This window comes from Cryptosporangium phraense (assembly GCF_006912135.1).
Classification (GTDB): domain Bacteria; phylum Actinomycetota; class Actinomycetes; order Mycobacteriales; family Cryptosporangiaceae; genus Cryptosporangium; species Cryptosporangium phraense.
Genome location: NZ_VIRS01000016.1, coordinates 143,416 through 158,940, shown reverse-complemented (window position 1 = coordinate 158,940; position 15,525 = coordinate 143,416). Strand labels below are relative to the sequence as shown.

The following is a 15,525-nucleotide window of genomic DNA, read 5'->3' as shown; positions in this document are numbered from 1 at the left end:
CGGTCGGCCTCCTAGGGGATGACGTCCTTCGCTGCGTCGAGTGAGCGGATCCCGGCGTGTCCTGTCGTCGCCCGTAGCAGCACGACGCGCCACCACGATTGGCCGAGACGACGGGTCGCCACCGCGCAGCCCATCCGCTCCACGGCGTCCTCCGCCTGTTCGAACGCGCGCTTGCGCTCGGCCTTGAAGGCCTCGTCTTGGTTGGCGTATCGCGGATCGTTCAACGCCAGCACCACCCAGTACTGCACGAGTCGGTCGGCAGCGTGGATCATGCCCGCGACCGGCTCCCAGCGGGCGGCCTGCGATCGCGCCGTCTGGACAGTCCTTTCCCAGTCGGCGCGCGCGGCGACGATCTGCTCGCGGGGTTTCTGTCCGTCCTTCTCGAAGCCGGTGTAGCCGGCCGAATGCAGCAGCTTGACAACCTCTTGGTTGAGGTCGAAGACATGGTCATAGCGCTCATTGAGCCACGTGTCGACCTTCGCGAGGTCCGCGGGACGAGAGAGCGGCTCAACCGAACGAAGCGCCTCCTCCAACTGGCCGAGTTCCAAGGCGGCATTCTGGTGCGCTCCCTCGCTCGGCGAAAGGAATGTCTCGCGGGCGACGCCGATGTTGCCTTCAATCGCCTGGTTGATGCCCGTGGCGACCTTGAGGCCGTTCCACGCGCTCAACGCTTCTGCGGTCATCCGCGCCAGTTCGGTATACGCACGGATTCGCTCGTGGCGAGCCAGCGTGAGCACCAGCCCGGCGAACGCGATCACCGCGCCGGCACCAGTTGCGGCCCGCTCCCACCGGTCACCGCCGGAGTTCCATCCGGCAACGACTGCGAGCGCGGCGATCACCGCCACCGCCGCGACAAGGAGAACCGCCGGTACCGGTGTCCACCGGAACACGGCGGGTCGGCGGGCGCCAATGGAGACGCCTAATGGGACGTCGTCAAGGTTGGCTGTTCCTCGCATGCCCCGCGGATCGACCGCTTTCGCTCCAGGCTGAGGCAATGCTCGAGGTTGCTCCGTAGAGCGACTCGGGAAGCAAACCGGGGGTGATTGTGCAGGCTGCCGCCGAGCACGCCTACGCACGTTGGTTGGTTCGATCGCGGTCCAGGTCGCCGGTCGTGTCAGCGGTAGGTGAACGCGGATTTCCCGTCGATCGCTTTGCATTCAACTCCCACGGCTGCAGAACCCGTCAACGGGTTGTCGCGGCGTTCCTGGTCAGCGGCTATCGCTTGGTGAGGGGCCGGTACCGCTCGTCCAACGCGAGGGCTTCGCCGGCGCGTTGGACTGCATCAGGCACATTGCGGCACCTCCAGCTGTCGCAGGCTTCGACGGCTTTCTTCCGCGCATCGGCTGAGATCGGCGCGGCGGACGGGTCAGTGAGGTACGTGGTCGCCGCGAAGGTGGCCGCGGATGCGCCGGCGCCGACGACGAGGGCAAGGGCGAGAGCAAGCCACCAGGGCACGGTGCGCACGTGCGGACAGTAGCGACGCACCTACCGTGCCGACGTTCGAGGGATGCCCACTGACCGAACGGTCAGCACACCGAGACCGCCCGTCGGGGTGGGTGTCGACGGGCCGGCTCTTCGGCCGGACCAACCCACTACCCCAGGCGCGGGCAGCACCCCGGCTCAGTCGTCCACCAGCAGGTGCTGGATGAGCTGTTCCGTCTGCTTGAACCTCGCCTCCATCCAGCGGAACACGACGCGTACTAGGTAGAGCTGCATGCAGCCGGCAAGGCCGACGATGAACGGGGTGCCGTCCCCAAGGAAGGCGGAAGCGAATACGCCGCCGACGAGGGAGAGCGCGGCCAGGATCGCGCTCAGGAAGGCGGCGTTGCCCGGCCCTTGGATCCCCGCCTTCCACGCCTGGTCGGCGGCGCGTTCGTGCTGGCTGAGCTTCGTCACGGAACCCCCGAGCCGATGGCAGACGTCAATGCTCCATCGGTGCGGATCGCGTGGTCCTGAGGCCGCCCGGGGGTGCGCTCCGGACGCGGGCGCCCCACCTCCCGTAGGTGTGGCCGGTGCCCGGTCGGGATCCCCGTCCCGGACGACCGCATCAGCGTGACAGATTCAGCTCGCTGCCTGCTGGCGTCATCCACAGGGCGCGGGCACGTGTACTTCGGCGTCGAACCCGTAACGTGCACCCCTTGGAATGCCGTGACCCCGTAGGCTGGTTAACCATAAGAGCAGCTAAAGAACCGCGACTGGAGGATGGGTGGCGAACGTGCGCAGCGCGCAGGACATCGCGAACTGGCTCCTGATGTGGGCCGACGAGGAGACCGGTGAAGATCCGGGCCTGACCAACCTCAAGCTGCAGAAACTCCTGTACTACGCGCAGGGCCATTACCTGGGCGAGCATGGCAAGCCGCTGTTCTCCGATGAGATTCAGGCGTGGGCGCACGGGCCCGTGGTTCCGAATGAGTACCACAGGCTCAAGCACTTCGGCGCCGGGCCGATCGACACCGAGCGGGCCGTCGCTGAGTCTTTCGACTGGGACGATTATCGCGACGTCGAACAGCACCTCATCAAGGTTTGGAACACCTACGCCAAGTACGCGGCGTGGGCGCTGCGTCAGCGGACGCACAGTGAACGGCCGTGGAAGGAAGCGTTCGACCGCGGTGAGTGGAACATGGTGATCAGCCAGGACGCGCTCCGCGAGTTCTTCGCGCCTACCGCCTGATGGGCGGCGGCAAGAAGAAGGGCAAGGGAACTCGTCCGGGGGGCACCGGTGAGACCTTGCAGGAGAAATCCGGTGACGCCGCGTCGGGCTACCCCTCGCTGTGCCTTCGGCACGTCCGGCAGGGGTATGGAGTAGAGGAGCTTTCGGAGGGGCAACGTTCGGAGTTCTTGGTGAAGTGGGCCAAGCGATCCCGCTTCACCTGGGCGGAACTTCAGCTGCACCAGAAGCACGGTCTCGGTTTCGAGTACCTTCCTGCCCACCAGATCAAGAAGGTCGCCCCAGACGCGTTAGCGCAAAACAAGTACATGGTCGTCCGCCACGAAGGCAACCTGCCTGCAGTCGGCTACAAGGTTGGCGACACGTTCTACGTGCTGTGGATCGAAGCCTGCTACGGAGACGTCTACAACCATGGGTGAGGATCGCCGCCGATACTTCGACGTATCGAACGCATGTTCGTATGATGCGGTCATGTACGACCGTCGCCCTATCGCTGCTTACCTCGCCACGCTCGTCATCAACGGACACCCACACCGAATCCGGACCACGGGCTGCGATGAGCGCGAGGTCCGCCAGCCCTTCCGTGAGGACCGGTTGCGGCACACCCGGACGTTCTACCGACTGCACGAGGTGATGCCCGCCGGGCCGGGCGAAGACCCTCTGGGCCACCCGCCCACCCGACCAGACCGTGTCCGGCTGGGAACGTCAGCGCGTACCGCTTAGCCTGCGCCACGAAATCCTCGCCCTCGAAGACGCCCTCGGCCGCGCCGGCGCGCTGCTCGCCGCGATCGCCACCGGCCAGCCATGACCGGCAACCTAGACAGAATCCACGGCTGCTGACTCTCCACGTGCTTCCGCTCCCCGCGGCCACGCAAGGCCCAGTGGTTGAGCTCTGGCCGATGGATTCGCTCACCGAAGACCTGCCACCATCCGCGGACTAGCGCGGCGAGCTGACCGGCGAAACACCCCGACCGGGCGAGCCACCACCACGGCAGTGCCAGCGCCGCGCGGGTGTCGGCCTGAGCAGACCGTACCGCCGTCGGCGAAACCTCTCCGGGCGTGCCGCCCGCTACCGACGCCTGCACCATGTCCCGCGAGACAGCCGCCGGTATGCGCCGCTTAGCCTCCGCCCTGTTGTGCCCTGATCGCCAGTGCCATGGCCGCCACCATCGTCGTGCGCTCTACAGCGGGAGGGCTGACGGCATCGTCTCCAGGAGCCCATCGGCATCATCCAGCAGCAGGGCCGCCGTCGCCTGGTCCCGATGGGCCAGGCGGGTCAGAGACGCCAAACCGTCCTGAATGTCAAACAGGTCGCGTCCCCTCCATTCGCGATTCCGGGTGGTTGCGTTCCGGTACCCCCGGGCGATCAGGGAGTGAGGCCCAGCTACGGCTGCTCGCACGAGCGCAGCCGCGTGATCAGGCAGATCGTCTACGCCCCAGCTGGCTAACGGAAGGTCTAGGCTGCGTCTGGCCAGCCTGAGCAGCTCGCTGCGGTGAGCGATGAGCCACGGGTAGAGGCGAATGGGTGTCGCCAGATCGGGCCACCGGCTCCGTGTGGCCTGGCGGGTCACTCCGATCGCTCGCCCGAGGTCGGGGAAGTCGGCGCCGGCGCGCACAGCGCGGCGCGCGACGCGCTGCGCCAGGTCGTCGAGGAGTGCGTGCGCGCGCTCGATCGTCGTGAGTAGCGCCAGCGCTGTGATGGCTTCTGGCCGGTCACCGTCGGCCTGACGTCTACTAAGGCGTTGGCCTTGCGATTCCGTGTCGAGGATGTCGCGTTGCGCGGCCGCCCGGATGGCTTCCTCTACTTCGCGGCGACTGATTCCCTGGAGTGGGGGACGGTGGCTAGGCACGACGGCAGAATGCCAGCCGACAAATACGTTTGTCCATCCCGCCACGGGAAGAGTTGTTGTCGGCAAAACCGCAGGAACTCGATACGCGGATGACTTGGCAATATCCGTTAGGACTCACCGTGCATGATTCGAACCATCAATATGAGTGCTGTGTTCAGTGTCAAAGTCCGGCGGCCCCTAGAGGTCCGACCGATGCCTGATTCTTGCGCGATTCCGCCCATGCCGGTAGAGGCTGTACGGCGCGACGACGGATCGTTCCACCGAGATTCCGGGCCTGTCCTCGGACACCAGTTCAGCTCTCTTCAATCTGAATGAAGAGAACGACGGGCTCGCAGCTAGAACCCGGCCACCGAGGTCGTATCTGGGTCCGAGCTGCGGTGCATCGGGGACGTACGTCGCTTGTCACCGTGATTCGGGGCGGGGTTGAGATCGGCTACCGCGGCGGGCAGACTGCCAGCGTCCGGCAGGTCTGCGGATGCGGCGCGTGAGTCAGGCACGCAGGCCGGGCGAGGTGAGCCTCCCGACTCGGGGCTCAATAGGACTACTCGCACACAGGGCAACAACAGGTCGAATGCAGGCGCTCAGCCTGAGTTCTCCCCGTTCGCGGTGTCGGCGCGGTCGGAATTGGAGGACTCGCGCTGGGCGCCTATTCATGTGAGGGGAGAAGTTGTTGAAACGGCCCAGGGATGGATTCTGGCGGTGGTTCTTCGCCGAGTACTGGCGAACGGCCCGGCAGGCTCTGGAAAGCACTGCCGGTACCGCTCGCTTCATAGCCTTGCTCGCGGCGGTCACCGTGAGCACGGGCTACATCCTCAGCAACCTCGCGGCCGGCAGCCACATGTTTGTTGAGGAGGTTCTGAGCGCAGCTCAGAACCTGAGGTAGCAGCGCTACCCGAGGCAGTACACGAGTTTCAGGTACTGCCTCGGGTAGCAAACAACATATCGCCCCGCCTGGCTATCCCGTACCTGCCGCGCTTTCCGGCGAACGACGAGAGTCGACATCCGCCCTTGGGCACGACAGACGGCATGCAGCTTGCGAGGTTGTTGATCTGACCCCTCAACACGATGCCCTATGTGGAGCCGATGCAGAGAAGCGACGTGGGGCGCGGATACGGATCAGCGTCGGTGAAGCAGCAGCCGATTGGTCGTACGACCTTCCTCTGATGTGCGCTCGCTGTGGCCTCGGATGACCCGGAGAGACGGGTTTCGTCCAAACGCTGGGGCGATGCCGAAGCCGCACGGGCAGCGATCACCCCGGCACGCCGGGCAACGCTCCGGGCGGCCGGGGTCCGTGCCGCCGATGCAGTGGGTGTCCGGGTGTCCACCGAGGTGAGGTCAGACCATGTGCTGGCACGGAGAGGAGCCCCTGGTAGGACAGGCGATTGCCTAGATCAACCCATCGCCCACCAAGAGCTCCAGGTTGCTTTCCTAACCGTCGGGGATGACCGTGTCCAGCCGCGCGGTGCGGCTGCTGGCCGACGAGTTACGCGCTCGCCGCAACCAGCTGCGGACCCGGTGGCGGCGGCTGGACGCTGGCTGTCGGGCCCTGCTTCTGGTCGCCTACCTAGGTTCGTCGACACCTCGGACTCCGGCCTCTCGTAATCGGGCGCGGATTTGCGCCGCGCCGCGATCCCGGGACCACCTGCGCGGCCGACGCGCAACCGCCATTGCCGACTCTGGCCCATCATCACGCGCGCTGGACACGCATCCGCCGGCGAACTGAACCCGCTCTAGCAGTGGGCTCTCGGTTAGAGCTGGAATCGCCGTCCTCGCGTACGGGGGTCGAAGGGCGGCTACGACCAGAGGAGGTCTTCGTCGTCCTGGAGACGTGACGGGATCGGGTAGGCGGTCAGGGTGTCGGTGACGACGGCGATTGGGTCACGGTTGAAGGTCGACGGGTCGACGGGTCCGAACTGGTAGGGCTCTTTCGGTGGGGGCTGCCCGGTATGGACATCGCCGTTGGCTTCGGTATCGGCTTTGAGGTCTTCCCGGCTGGGGTTTGCTTCCGCGCCGTGGGCGGGGAGTTTTCCTCGTCGCCGGTGTGGCATGGGGTCGTGGAATTCGAGGAGGCCGAACTCGACGAGTTGCTGGGCGTGGAGATACACCTCTCCGCTGATGCCGTAGTGGCCCCAGCGCACGGTCCGTGGGAGCGCGACCGTGGCCCGCGGTGGCCTGTTCTGGGCTGGGTCGTAGTTGAGTCGCCAGTGCTGGTCGAGGACGGCCAGTAGCATCACCAGCTCGGCCGGCTCCAAGACCAGATGCCAGCCGTTCCAGAAGAACGTGGCGGGAAGTCTTAGCCCGGTGGGGCTCTTTTCGGGCGGCACGCGGTACCGCTGGCCGCTTCCATCTTCTTGCAGTAACTGCCACTGCTCGTATCGGTAGCGGGTTCCGGGCGGATGGAGAGCCACCAAGCCCGCGGCTTCCAGGGAGTCCAGCGCACGGTGGACTTGGGCGCGACGGGCGCGGGGCTCTCTCGGAGCGGTCAGCGCGGCCAGAGACGCCCAGGACGGGCCGGCCTCTGGCCGGCTACGAAGATTGGCGAGGTCGTTGACGAAGACCGGTCGCATCCCCGGGCGCGACGGATCGGCGCGTAGGTGCGCGACGTAGACCGTGGTCAGGTAGAACGCCAGCGAGTTGGAGCGCCGATGGACCAGGCGGGTCGCCGGTGGCCTGCTGGCGACCTCGGCCGCCTGCCGGTCGCGGTAGTCAGGATCGGCATCGACCGCGATGTCCTTGTCGGCGGGGTCACGCACGCGCATCGTGCTCAGCCGCGTGAAGCCGGGCAGGATCCGAATCTCCGGGACATCGCCGGTGTCGATCGTCCGGTAGTCGGCTCGGGCGCGGTCCAGAGCAACGCGTTTTCTCGCGAGCTGGGCCAGCCGTTGTTCCCGTGACGCCCGCATCCGCTCGACGCTGCGTTCTCGCCAAGCGGCCTGCCGCTGCCGGTCGAGGGCCGGATCCGCAGGAAACGCGCCCCGCGGCGGCGACTTGCCAGGTAACACGGCGAACCTCCCGGCGGGTTCGACACGGCGGAGCAGGTCACGGCGGAGCGGCACATAGCACTACCTCTCCTCGTAGGAAGACTAGATGAATCGATGAGTAGAGACCGTGCCGCTCCGCCATGACCTCGACCGTGTCGCTGTCGCGTTGCGACAGAGGGAAAACTCGCCGAACACAACCGCGAGCGCCCCGCCACCGGGGCGGGAGGAGTTCCACCCGTGAGTAGGCCTACGACGACCGATCCGACGCCCCCGCCCCTGCTGCCGATGCGTTCCGCGCTGATCATCGTGATCGCGCTTCTCGCCGGCGCGGTCATGGGCGGGCTAACGCTGTGGGGCGGCGCCTCACTGCCGGTGGCGCTGGTAGCCGGGCTCTCCACCGCGGGCGTTTCCCTGATCCCACTCGACCGCATCATCGGCAGATGAGCCACCGGCAAACGGTGTGGGCATCCACGTCGGTAGCCGTCTCGTCGTCTGCTGATCGCGGGCGGCCCCCGCCAGGACGGCCCTCTGCCCTGAGATAGCTGGGGCGACAACGTCGGGAACCGAGGAGTTCGTACGGTGTGAGCGGTGCGGCTGGGAAGGACGGGGAAGGCTGCTGGCCGAAGCTCACGGGCAGTCGGCCGCACGCTTGCTGGACCGCCAGGGCGGCGCAAGAAGCTCGTGCCGTCTGGGCTTCGGTTCGAGGCAGTTACCTCTGTCCGCCTGGTCACCGCTGCGTGCGTGGACGGGCACCGTGCCATCGTTCCATCTGGCTGAGTCGCTCGGACCGGTGCTTGCGGCGCCAGTCGTCCCGGAGGTTGTCCGCGAGTTCGTCGTCGGTGTCGTGGTGGCGGTTATGCCGGAGCGCGACGCAGGTCCCGAACACCGGGTCGGTGATCACGGGGATGACGAAGCACCAGGAATGACGCTCGCACTCGCAGTCTTTGCTCGGCGTGCCGCCGAGCCCGAAGACGGGGTCGCAGAGGTCGGTGACGGCCTGGGTGTGGGTGAGCGGGCCGAACCATTCGACTTCCAGGGAGTCGGGGTTGCTCCAGAGATCGATGGAGGTCACCTCGGGGGTCCGGAAGATCATGTGGCGGCGCAGGAACGCGGAGGTGAGTGCAGCGAGTGCCTGGTCGCGGGGTTCGTCGTGCCGGGGGCTGTAGCCGGGGCAGTAGGCGCGGGCGTGGGCTTCTTCGGCAGGGTGCATCCGGTCGGGGTGGTGGCCGGACAGGATCGGGACATCGGTGTCGGCTTCGGCGACGGCGTAGGCCTGCCACCACTGCGCGGGTGTAACGCCGGTGATACGGACCACGCCGGGCAAGTCCAGCCGGGTCAGCTCCACGCCACTGGGCTGGAGCCGGAAGCGCAGGCCGGCGATGCCGGACGTGTTGCTTTGTTCATCGGTGGTCGGCAAGAGTGCGGTAATGACGTCGGGCAGCGCGATGTCCTGAACAGTGACTTCGAGCGCGTCGGGTAGTGGCGTGACCGAGGTCAGGGCGAACGGGGTTTCCGTGGGCGGGGCGCCGTGGGAATCGGTGACCCATCCTTGCCCGAGGCCGGCGAGCACTTCAGCCTCGAGTTGGGCCTGGGCCGGTGAGGCGATGGGGATCGGTGGCGCGCCAGGGTCGGCGGCCAGCCTGGTGAGGGCCTTCTGGTAGCGCTCGCCGGTGTAGCGGCGGCATTGACGGGCCAGCGTTTTAAGCAGGGACTTGGGCATCGTGAACCTCCGCGGCATCGCCCGGTCGATGCGGAAAGCCAGCGCCAGTCGCACACTCGTTTGCTGGGACGGTGGGGTGAGGCCGAGCCCTTTCCGCCGAGACCGGTCGTCTATCTCCGGGTGCGACCTTCGACGTGGCGCCCTTAATCGCCGCCCACAGCATTGAGCGATAAGTACCGGAAAGCAAGAAACGACCGGTTCGTGTCGCTTCAGGAGGTTGTGGATGATGGGTCCGTCGGCCACAGCAGGATCGGGACGGCCGGTGGGACTGTGTCCGGGAGCGGGATTTCATCGAGGGCAAGCAGCCGGGAGTCCTCGCCGAGCGACGAGCATCGGAACCGTGCGCCCAGCAGCGGGTCGTCGACGACAGTCGTCTGGCGAGCCGCGGTGATCAGCGCCGCCGACCGGTCGTGCGTGAGGACTCGGGTTCGTCGCGGTGTGAGCGCGTTCGTGAGCAGCCCGATGGTGGCGCCGGCGACGTTGATGCCCCGTTGCCGGTAGGCGGCTTCGTCGTCGCGGATCAGCGGATGATCGAGCGCGGCGCGGGTGACGTGCCAGGGCGCGAGCTTGTAGCGCAGGACAAAGCCACCGTGGCCGATCGGTGCAGCGAAGCGAGCGGCGGCTTCGCCGGGCGCGGACAAGGGTGCGATGACCGGACCGGCGTAACGCGCGTCGAGCGGCGGGAATTGGTCGGCGGTCACATCGACTAAATAACCCACGTCGGGCAGCCACACCACGGTATGTCCGTCCAGGAGGTCGTTGTCCCAGCGGGGCGTCGCCGCGCCGTGGCTCCAGGTCTGCCCGGTCCGCTCCTCGACGATCTCAAGCTGGGCGACGCGGACCTGCGCGACGAACCCGAGCTGGGCATAGGCGCAGGCGAGGGTAAGGCAGTCATCCACGCACCGGCCGGCGGGTGCCCCCATCTGCTCAGCGCGCAAGTCGACGAACAGCGGTGGAACGCCAATGACCAGACGAATATCCGCTGGATCCGTACGCCGAAGATGCAACCGAGGCCGGTGGTCGGCCAGGTCTGCAGTGGAACGCAGGACGCCTCGGCTGCTGATATCGCGGGATTCGGAGGGCGTTCCGGTGCGGTGGCGCGGCTTACGTTCACGCGATTTCGGCATCTACTGAGGGTAGGGCGGCGACTAACTCTTTGTTGGGCCTCGCCATCGCTGCGGCCCATTCGCGTCCTCATGCGATGGAGGTGCACCATCCGTATCGGGTCGTTGGGCCGATGAACACCGTCAGTACGATGAGCGCGCCACAGCGGGCCATGGTGAAGCAGGAGATATGCCGGACGACGACGCGCAGCGCCTCATCGACACCTCCACACCGCACGCGGCGCGGCGGTATGACTACCTGCTGGGCGGCAAGGACAACTTCGCCGCCGACCGGGAATCGGCCGAGGCCGCGTTAGCAGTCGCGCCGAACCTGCGGACCTGGGCGCGGGAAAACCGGTTCTTCATGCACCGCGTCACGGCCTACCTCGCGACGGCCGGCATCCGACAGTTCCTCGACATCGGCACCGGCATCCCGACCTCACCGAACCTGCACGAAGTCGCACAAGGCATCGCCCCGGACGCCCGCGTCGTATATGTCGACCACGACCCGCTGGTCCTCGTCCACGCGCGAGCGCTGCTCGTCAGCAGCACCCAAGGGCAGACCGCCTACCTCCAGGCCGACCTGTCCGACCCGGACAGCATCCTGCGCAGCGACGAGGTCACCCGGACCCTCGACCTCACGAAGCCGGTCGGGCTGAGCTTGATCGCGGTCCTGCACTTCTTCAAAGACGCGCAGAACCCCTACGGGCTGGTGCGCCAACTGGTCGGCGCGCTGCCGTCCGGTTCGTACCTGGCGATGAGCCACAACAGCTGGGACTACTACGACCCTGATCAGCGCAAGCTCCTGGAACCGGCCGTCAGCGCCGAGGGGCAGCCTCGCACCCACGAGGAGTTCGCGCGGTTCTTCGACGGCCTGGAACTGGTCGAGCCGGGCGTGTCTTTGATCCACCGGTGGCTCCGTGACGACTCCGCGGGCCTGCCGATGCCCGAAGACCACGAGACCTCCGCCTACGGCACCGTCGCCCGCATACCGTAGGCGCAGGTACCTGCGGTAACACAGGTTTCGGCTGAGTGCCCTCTCCGAAGAGACCCACGATGGGGCACCCGCAAGAAACCGCCGAGGGCGCCGGATGGCCGGTGGGAGGGCTTCGCCTGCCCGCGACGAATCTGGCGGTGGTTGATCCAGCGCGTTCTCCGGTAGGCGAACCAAGGATCTGGGCTGATGGCCCGCTGCGGGGCCGCACCGTGCATCAGCGGCACGGCCCCGCTGCGCGTCGGCTTGCGGGTTCCGGGCGCGCACGCCGACACGATGCGGTGCTACTCCTGCGATACGACCGTTCCGGGCGTGGTCCGGTCGCGTCAAGCACACGGCCCGTCTCTCGGCAAGGTTCACGACCCGCGCGGCGGCCGACGTCAAAGCCTCGACGCCGGCACGCCGAAGATCGCTGATTGACGTGTCCGGGCTAGGTCATGGACACGAGCCGGCGGTGCCGGGTGAGACTGTGCAGTTGTTGGGTGGTGGCTGCGGACAGTTCGCTGAGCAGGACGGCGGGATAGCCCGAGTGACGAAGCGTGGTCACGGCGTCGGGTTCGTCGTCGATGAATGCGCCCAGTCCGTCCCGGTCATGGACGAAGGCGCAGTGCGCGGCCTTGATCGTGGCGGCGGGACCGATCGTGGGGAACTGACTGTGGACGTAGCCGGTCTTGCCGTTGCCGGGCGACCGGGAGTACAGGTACCCGGCGGGTAGGCCGCGGGTGGCCATCCAGTCACGGGTGGCGCGGGCAGCCCAGTACGGGCGGGTCGTGGAGTACTGCACGCGCGCACCGATCGCGGTCAGTGCGTGGACCAGTTCGGCGCCGGCTTCGATGAGCCCGGCCTCGGGGATGTGGGCGAAGAATGCCGTCCACCGCTTCCGTGCGCCGGTCTCGCCGCCGGCAGACAGTTCGTGTTCGAACGGGCGCAGGTCCGCCAGTACTCCGTCGACGTCGACCAGCACCGCCGGTGACCGGTAGCGGTGCGGATGAGGCCGCGCCCGAAGTTCGCCGGGATGGTCACGGCGACGGCACGGTGACCCCGGCGGCGCGTCACAGGCGGGACACGGCGCGTTCAGGGCTGGTGTCGGCTGATCGGGAATCAACCGTCTCGCCACAGAACATAAATACACGAAAACGGCATCGTGTTTTCGCTGGAGTGCACTGGTTATCGCGCCGTGTCGTGACCGTTGGCCGCGGAACTCCCCGCCATGCCACTGTGTTCCTCACTCCGGATTCGCGGTCTGCTCTGGGCGCGGTAGCGGGCCCGGGGCGACGCCGGTTACTCCGGGGCGTCGAGGTCGGCAGAGGTCCACTCGGCGAGTGTCGGCGCGCCGGGGATCCGGTCGAGGGCTCCGGCAAGCTCGGTGAGGTTCAGGCAGTCGATCACCACGTCGCCGTCTTTGCTCAGCCGGAGAAGTGCCTGAACTGCCCGACCGGAGGACTCGGTCGGCGAGATCTCCTCGATGCGCCACCGGCCGGATACCAACACACTGTGATGCTCCCTCACCATCATGAACGGCCTTGACCTGGGGCGGAAGGCGCGATGCGAGGGCGGCTAGTCAGGCGGCGCCGGGATCGCCGCGGCCAGCCGCGGTGAGCCGACCGTCCCGGCTCCCAGGACGTGAGTAACCGGCAGCCGGTCGGGGTTTCCGCCCGCCAGCGGGTCAGCTGGGCGGCGACCTCGCCACACCAGGGGCGGCAGCCGCCGATCGGCGGCTGCAGCGGTGTGCGCGGAGCACCAGACGGCCCCGTCGACCGCCCCGCGGGTGACGGTCTGCGGCGTCACAATCAGCGGCATGACGCACAGCTGGTGGTCGGTGCGGGTGGAGCTCCTGGGCGGCGGCCAGGCGGGCGAGTTGTGGCCGCGGCCTGGCCGGATCTTCGCGGTCAATCCGCGCCACACGTTTCATGTCTTCGCCGAGGCGATCGACGACGCGTTCGCCCGCTGGGACCGCAGCCACCTGCACGAGTTCACCGTGCCCGCCGCGGCAAGCCCAGCTGGAGGCGATCACTACGACGATCTCTACGTCACGGAGCTGAAGTACCTCGAGGACTACGAGCCGGACCGGTACCGCGACGCTGACCATGTGCGGCTGGAGGCATTGCTAGGTCTCGGCGACGAGTTCGGGTATGTCTTCGACCTCGGGGACAACTGGCGCCATCGCTGCGTAATCGGCGACGGACCGCTCGACCCGGAGACCGCGCTCGGGATCGTGCCGGCCCGCCCCCTGGCGTACTGGGGCTGGGGATACATCCCGGATCCCTATGGGCGGTTGTTCGACGGTGACGACGGTGAGGCACCCATTCCGGCGCCGCCGGGCGATGACTGGCCCTGGACCGGGCGACCTGCGCCGACGGTGCGGACCGATCACTGTCCGGGCCAGTACACCCATACGCTCAGCCTGCCCGCAGACGTCGACGACGACGATTGATGCGGTTCGACACCAGTGCCAACCGCTCGGGCCCTTACAGGCCACCGTCCTGATTGGTAAGAACCGCAGCGCGGCGGGAGACCCTCTTCTGGTTCTGTCGTGACCCGTCCTGGCGAGCTAATCGTACTGACGGGCTTCATCGCGTCCGTATCCGATGTGGAGAATCGCGCCGGTGGCGGCGCGAGGATGCCAGCGACGACCGGCCGCTGATCACGTCACACGCAGGGTGGCCGCGTCGCGGAAGGGCGCTGAATCACTGCAACCGAGTGGAGCCGTCGACTTGACCAGCGCCATCGAGTGGAGCGTCCATCACGTCGGCCGCGCCGGACCACCGTCGCCCGACCAACGTATCTGACCGGATGACGCCCACCACTGATTCATCGACCAACTCCGCGATAGGGGCTTCCGCGCTGGCCGATCCCTTGATCCCCACGACTTCGCGAGGACTCCATGTCACTTCAGCAAGCCGGACTCGGTAGCGACCTCAACCGGCAAGACCGCCCGCCGGCCGAGGGCCACAACGGCCTCTACGCCCACCTTGAGGGCGAATCGACCAGCATCCCCACTGCGGATTCGGCCCTCTGCGAGCACCTCCAGACCGCGTGCGTCCGCTGCCTGGGAACCTGGGCGCTGGACTACGACTTCTGGCTCTACTTCACCGATGACGGCAGGCGCATCGCGGCGCAACTGGGCCTGGCGGGTACCAGCGCCGTCATCGATCCCGCCGCCTTGCGCACTGCACTCGAGCCTGTCCGACAGGCACACACCCTCGAAGCCTGACCGGTCCAATCCGACGCCGAGCCCGCGCGATCTCGCGCGGGCTCGGCTGCTTCCCTCGCCGTCGCAGCTGGCGGGACGCTCTGGCCCGTCACCTCGCGGCACAATCAGCAGCCATGACGGGTGACTGGTGGTCGGTGCCGGTGGAGCTGCTGGGTGGCGGGCCGGCCGGTGAACTTGTGGCCGGGGCGGCCGGGCCGCATCTTCGCGGTCAGCTCGCGGCACACGTTCTACGTCCTAGCCGAAGCGATCGACGACCGGAACTCGGGATTGTGCCGGCCCGTCCCCTTGGCGTAATTGGGGCCGGGGCAGCATCCCGGATCCCCTACGGTCGGCTTTTCGACGGCGACGACGGAGAGACCCCTATCCCGGCCTGGCCGGATGAGGAATGTCCCTGGACCGTGCGTCCCGAGCCCACGACCTGGACCGACCACCTTCCGGGCTACTACACCCACACGATCACCCTCCCCGCGGGCCTTGACGAGGATTGACGCGCGACGCGAGCTCCAGAAGCAACGGCTGGGCGAGGAACCGGGCCTGGTCTGCTATCCGGCGCAGGCGAGATGTGGTGGCATCGAGTATGGCGGCCGGTAGGGCTTCCGGGCTGCGTTCCCATGGCGCATGAAGACCCATCGCCCGGCCGCAGCCGGGTTCGGCGTCGACACCGGATCCGGCCGCGTGCCGTCCGGCGGACCGGTGGGTGGAGAGCCGATCGTCCGCGGAGAGCTGCGTCGACTGTCGGTGTTGCGCAGCGGTGCTAGGTGCTGTCCGAATCGTGGAGCGAACCAGCCGGTGAACTGCTTGGACCAGGTTCGGGTTCCCGGGAGATCGGATGCCTGCGGTTCTCCCCGGAAGATCGGGCTGACCTGCGCTAGTCCGCGGGCACTGGAAAGGGTTGTGTGTTGAGAGCGGCGTGCCGAGGTCGGCCCCGAGTTGCGGGCGTTGCCACGCCGGGCAAGGAGCATCGCGATATGAGCGTCGGCCCTGGTCGGGCAGGG

General features: G+C 67.4%; 16 protein-coding genes and 1 pseudogene. 6 read left to right on the top strand and 11 right to left on the bottom strand.

All coding sequences use genetic code 11. The features are described from left to right. Positions 1 to 11 precede the first annotated feature (11 nt). The 3 genes from FL583_RS22675 to FL583_RS22665 form a co-directional block, all read right to left on the bottom strand. Positions 12 to 845 carry a hypothetical protein gene (locus tag FL583_RS22675; protein WP_142706748.1) on the bottom strand — a complete coding sequence of 278 codons (834 nt, stop codon included), beginning with the start codon at positions 843 to 845 and terminating at the stop codon, positions 12 to 14. 370 nt (positions 846 to 1,215) lie between these two features. Next, entirely contained in the window at positions 1,216 to 1,464 is a 249-nt protein-coding gene (locus FL583_RS22670; RefSeq protein ID WP_142706746.1) for a hypothetical protein, read from the bottom strand. A gap of 156 nt (positions 1,465 to 1,620) precedes the next feature. Next, positions 1,621 to 1,896: a hypothetical protein gene (locus tag FL583_RS22665; protein ID WP_142706744.1), complete on the bottom strand. Its 276-nt coding sequence runs from the start codon at positions 1,894 to 1,896 to the stop codon at positions 1,621 to 1,623. Positions 1,897 to 2,206: 310 nt separating this feature from the next. On the opposite strand from FL583_RS22665, the gene FL583_RS22660 reads away from it, so the two are divergent. Both FL583_RS22660 and FL583_RS22655 read left to right on the top strand, forming a co-directional pair. Continuing rightward, the gene (locus tag FL583_RS22660; protein WP_205752363.1) at positions 2,207 to 2,671 is read left to right on the top strand and encodes a Panacea domain-containing protein; all 465 of its coding nucleotides are present in this window, start codon (positions 2,207 to 2,209) and stop codon (positions 2,669 to 2,671) included. Next, the gene (locus FL583_RS22655; RefSeq protein ID WP_142706742.1) at positions 2,671 to 3,087 is read left to right on the top strand and encodes a hypothetical protein; all 417 of its coding nucleotides are present in this window, start codon (positions 2,671 to 2,673) and stop codon (positions 3,085 to 3,087) included. Before FL583_RS22660 ends, FL583_RS22655 begins: the two co-directional genes overlap by 1 nt. A 762-nt stretch (positions 3,088 to 3,849) precedes the next feature. On the opposite strand, the gene FL583_RS22650 is transcribed toward FL583_RS22655, so the two are convergent. After that, a complete protein-coding gene (locus FL583_RS22650; RefSeq protein ID WP_142706740.1) occupies positions 3,850 to 4,518 on the bottom strand; it encodes a hypothetical protein in 669 nt (222 codons plus the stop codon). Positions 4,519 to 6,311: 1,793 nt separating this feature from the next. Beyond that, positions 6,312 to 7,277 carry a hypothetical protein gene (locus tag FL583_RS22645; protein ID WP_142706738.1) on the bottom strand — a complete coding sequence of 322 codons (966 nt, stop codon included), beginning with the start codon at positions 7,275 to 7,277 and terminating at the stop codon, positions 6,312 to 6,314. Between the two features lie 459 nt (positions 7,278 to 7,736). On the opposite strand from FL583_RS22645, the gene FL583_RS22640 reads away from it, so the two are divergent. Continuing rightward, entirely contained in the window at positions 7,737 to 7,943 is a 207-nt protein-coding gene (locus tag FL583_RS22640) for a hypothetical protein (protein WP_142706736.1), read from the top strand. Between the two features lie 283 nt (positions 7,944 to 8,226). Here the strand turns inward: FL583_RS22640 and FL583_RS22635 are convergent, their stop codons facing one another. After that, positions 8,227 to 9,273 carry a hypothetical protein gene (locus tag FL583_RS22635; protein ID WP_142706734.1) on the bottom strand — a complete coding sequence of 349 codons (1,047 nt, stop codon included), beginning with the start codon at positions 9,271 to 9,273 and terminating at the stop codon, positions 8,227 to 8,229. Positions 9,274 to 9,428: 155 nt separating this feature from the next. Beyond that, entirely contained in the window at positions 9,429 to 10,346 is a 918-nt protein-coding gene (locus FL583_RS22630; RefSeq protein WP_142706732.1) for a hypothetical protein, read from the bottom strand. Positions 10,347 to 10,512: 166 nt separating this feature from the next. Between FL583_RS22630 and FL583_RS22625 the strand changes: the two genes are divergently transcribed. Continuing rightward, positions 10,513 to 11,319, top strand: a complete 807-nt coding sequence (locus FL583_RS22625) for an SAM-dependent methyltransferase (RefSeq protein WP_142706730.1) — start codon at positions 10,513 to 10,515, stop codon at positions 11,317 to 11,319. 427 nt (positions 11,320 to 11,746) lie between these two features. Here the strand turns inward: FL583_RS22625 and FL583_RS22620 are convergent, their stop codons facing one another. From FL583_RS22620 to FL583_RS22610, 4 genes and pseudogenes are all read right to left on the bottom strand, one after another. Next, complete coding sequence (locus tag FL583_RS22620; protein ID WP_142706728.1) at positions 11,747 to 12,280, bottom strand: hypothetical protein; 534 nt, start codon at positions 12,278 to 12,280, stop codon at positions 11,747 to 11,749. A 21-nt stretch (positions 12,281 to 12,301) separates the two neighbouring features. Then, a pseudogene (locus FL583_RS43030) lies at positions 12,302 to 12,433 on the bottom strand (zinc finger domain-containing protein); the annotation flags it as partial. A 164-nt stretch (positions 12,434 to 12,597) separates the two neighbouring features. Further along, positions 12,598 to 12,807, bottom strand: coding sequence for a hypothetical protein (locus FL583_RS22615; protein ID WP_142706726.1), 210 nt, complete (start codon positions 12,805 to 12,807; stop codon positions 12,598 to 12,600). A gap of 66 nt (positions 12,808 to 12,873) precedes the next feature. Beyond that, a complete protein-coding gene (locus tag FL583_RS22610) occupies positions 12,874 to 13,116 on the bottom strand; it encodes a hypothetical protein (RefSeq protein ID WP_142706724.1) in 243 nt (80 codons plus the stop codon). Between FL583_RS22610 and FL583_RS22605 the strand changes: the two genes are divergently transcribed. Both FL583_RS22605 and FL583_RS22600 read left to right on the top strand, forming a co-directional pair. Further along, the gene (locus tag FL583_RS22605; protein WP_142706722.1) at positions 13,115 to 13,750 is read left to right on the top strand and encodes an IS1096 element passenger TnpR family protein; all 636 of its coding nucleotides are present in this window, start codon (positions 13,115 to 13,117) and stop codon (positions 13,748 to 13,750) included. The genes FL583_RS22610 and FL583_RS22605 overlap by 2 nt on opposite strands. 450 nt (positions 13,751 to 14,200) lie before the next feature. Further along, positions 14,201 to 14,530, top strand: coding sequence for a hypothetical protein (locus FL583_RS22600; protein WP_142706720.1), 330 nt, complete (start codon positions 14,201 to 14,203; stop codon positions 14,528 to 14,530). Positions 14,531 to 15,525: the final 995 nt, after the last annotated feature.

What these genes read in the sequence shown, in the direction of transcription:
- FL583_RS22630 (WP_142706732.1), bottom strand. Translation starts at nt 10,346, where the DNA reads ATGCCGAAATCGCGTGAACGTAAGCCGCGCCACCGCACCGGAACGCCC.
- FL583_RS22600 (WP_142706720.1), top strand. Translation starts at nt 14,201, where the DNA reads ATGTCACTTCAGCAAGCCGGACTCGGTAGCGACCTCAACCGGCAAGAC.
- FL583_RS22605 (WP_142706722.1), top strand. Translation starts at nt 13,115, where the DNA reads ATGACGCACAGCTGGTGGTCGGTGCGGGTGGAGCTCCTGGGCGGCGGC.
- FL583_RS22655 (WP_142706742.1), top strand. Translation starts at nt 2,671, where the DNA reads ATGGGCGGCGGCAAGAAGAAGGGCAAGGGAACTCGTCCGGGGGGCACC.
- FL583_RS22610 (WP_142706724.1), bottom strand. Translation starts at nt 13,116, where the DNA reads ATGCCGCTGATTGTGACGCCGCAGACCGTCACCCGCGGGGCGGTCGAC.
- FL583_RS22625 (WP_142706730.1), top strand. Translation starts at nt 10,513, where the DNA reads ATGCCGGACGACGACGCGCAGCGCCTCATCGACACCTCCACACCGCAC.
- FL583_RS22645 (WP_142706738.1), bottom strand. Translation starts at nt 7,277, where the DNA reads ATGCGCGTGCGTGACCCCGCCGACAAGGACATCGCGGTCGATGCCGAT.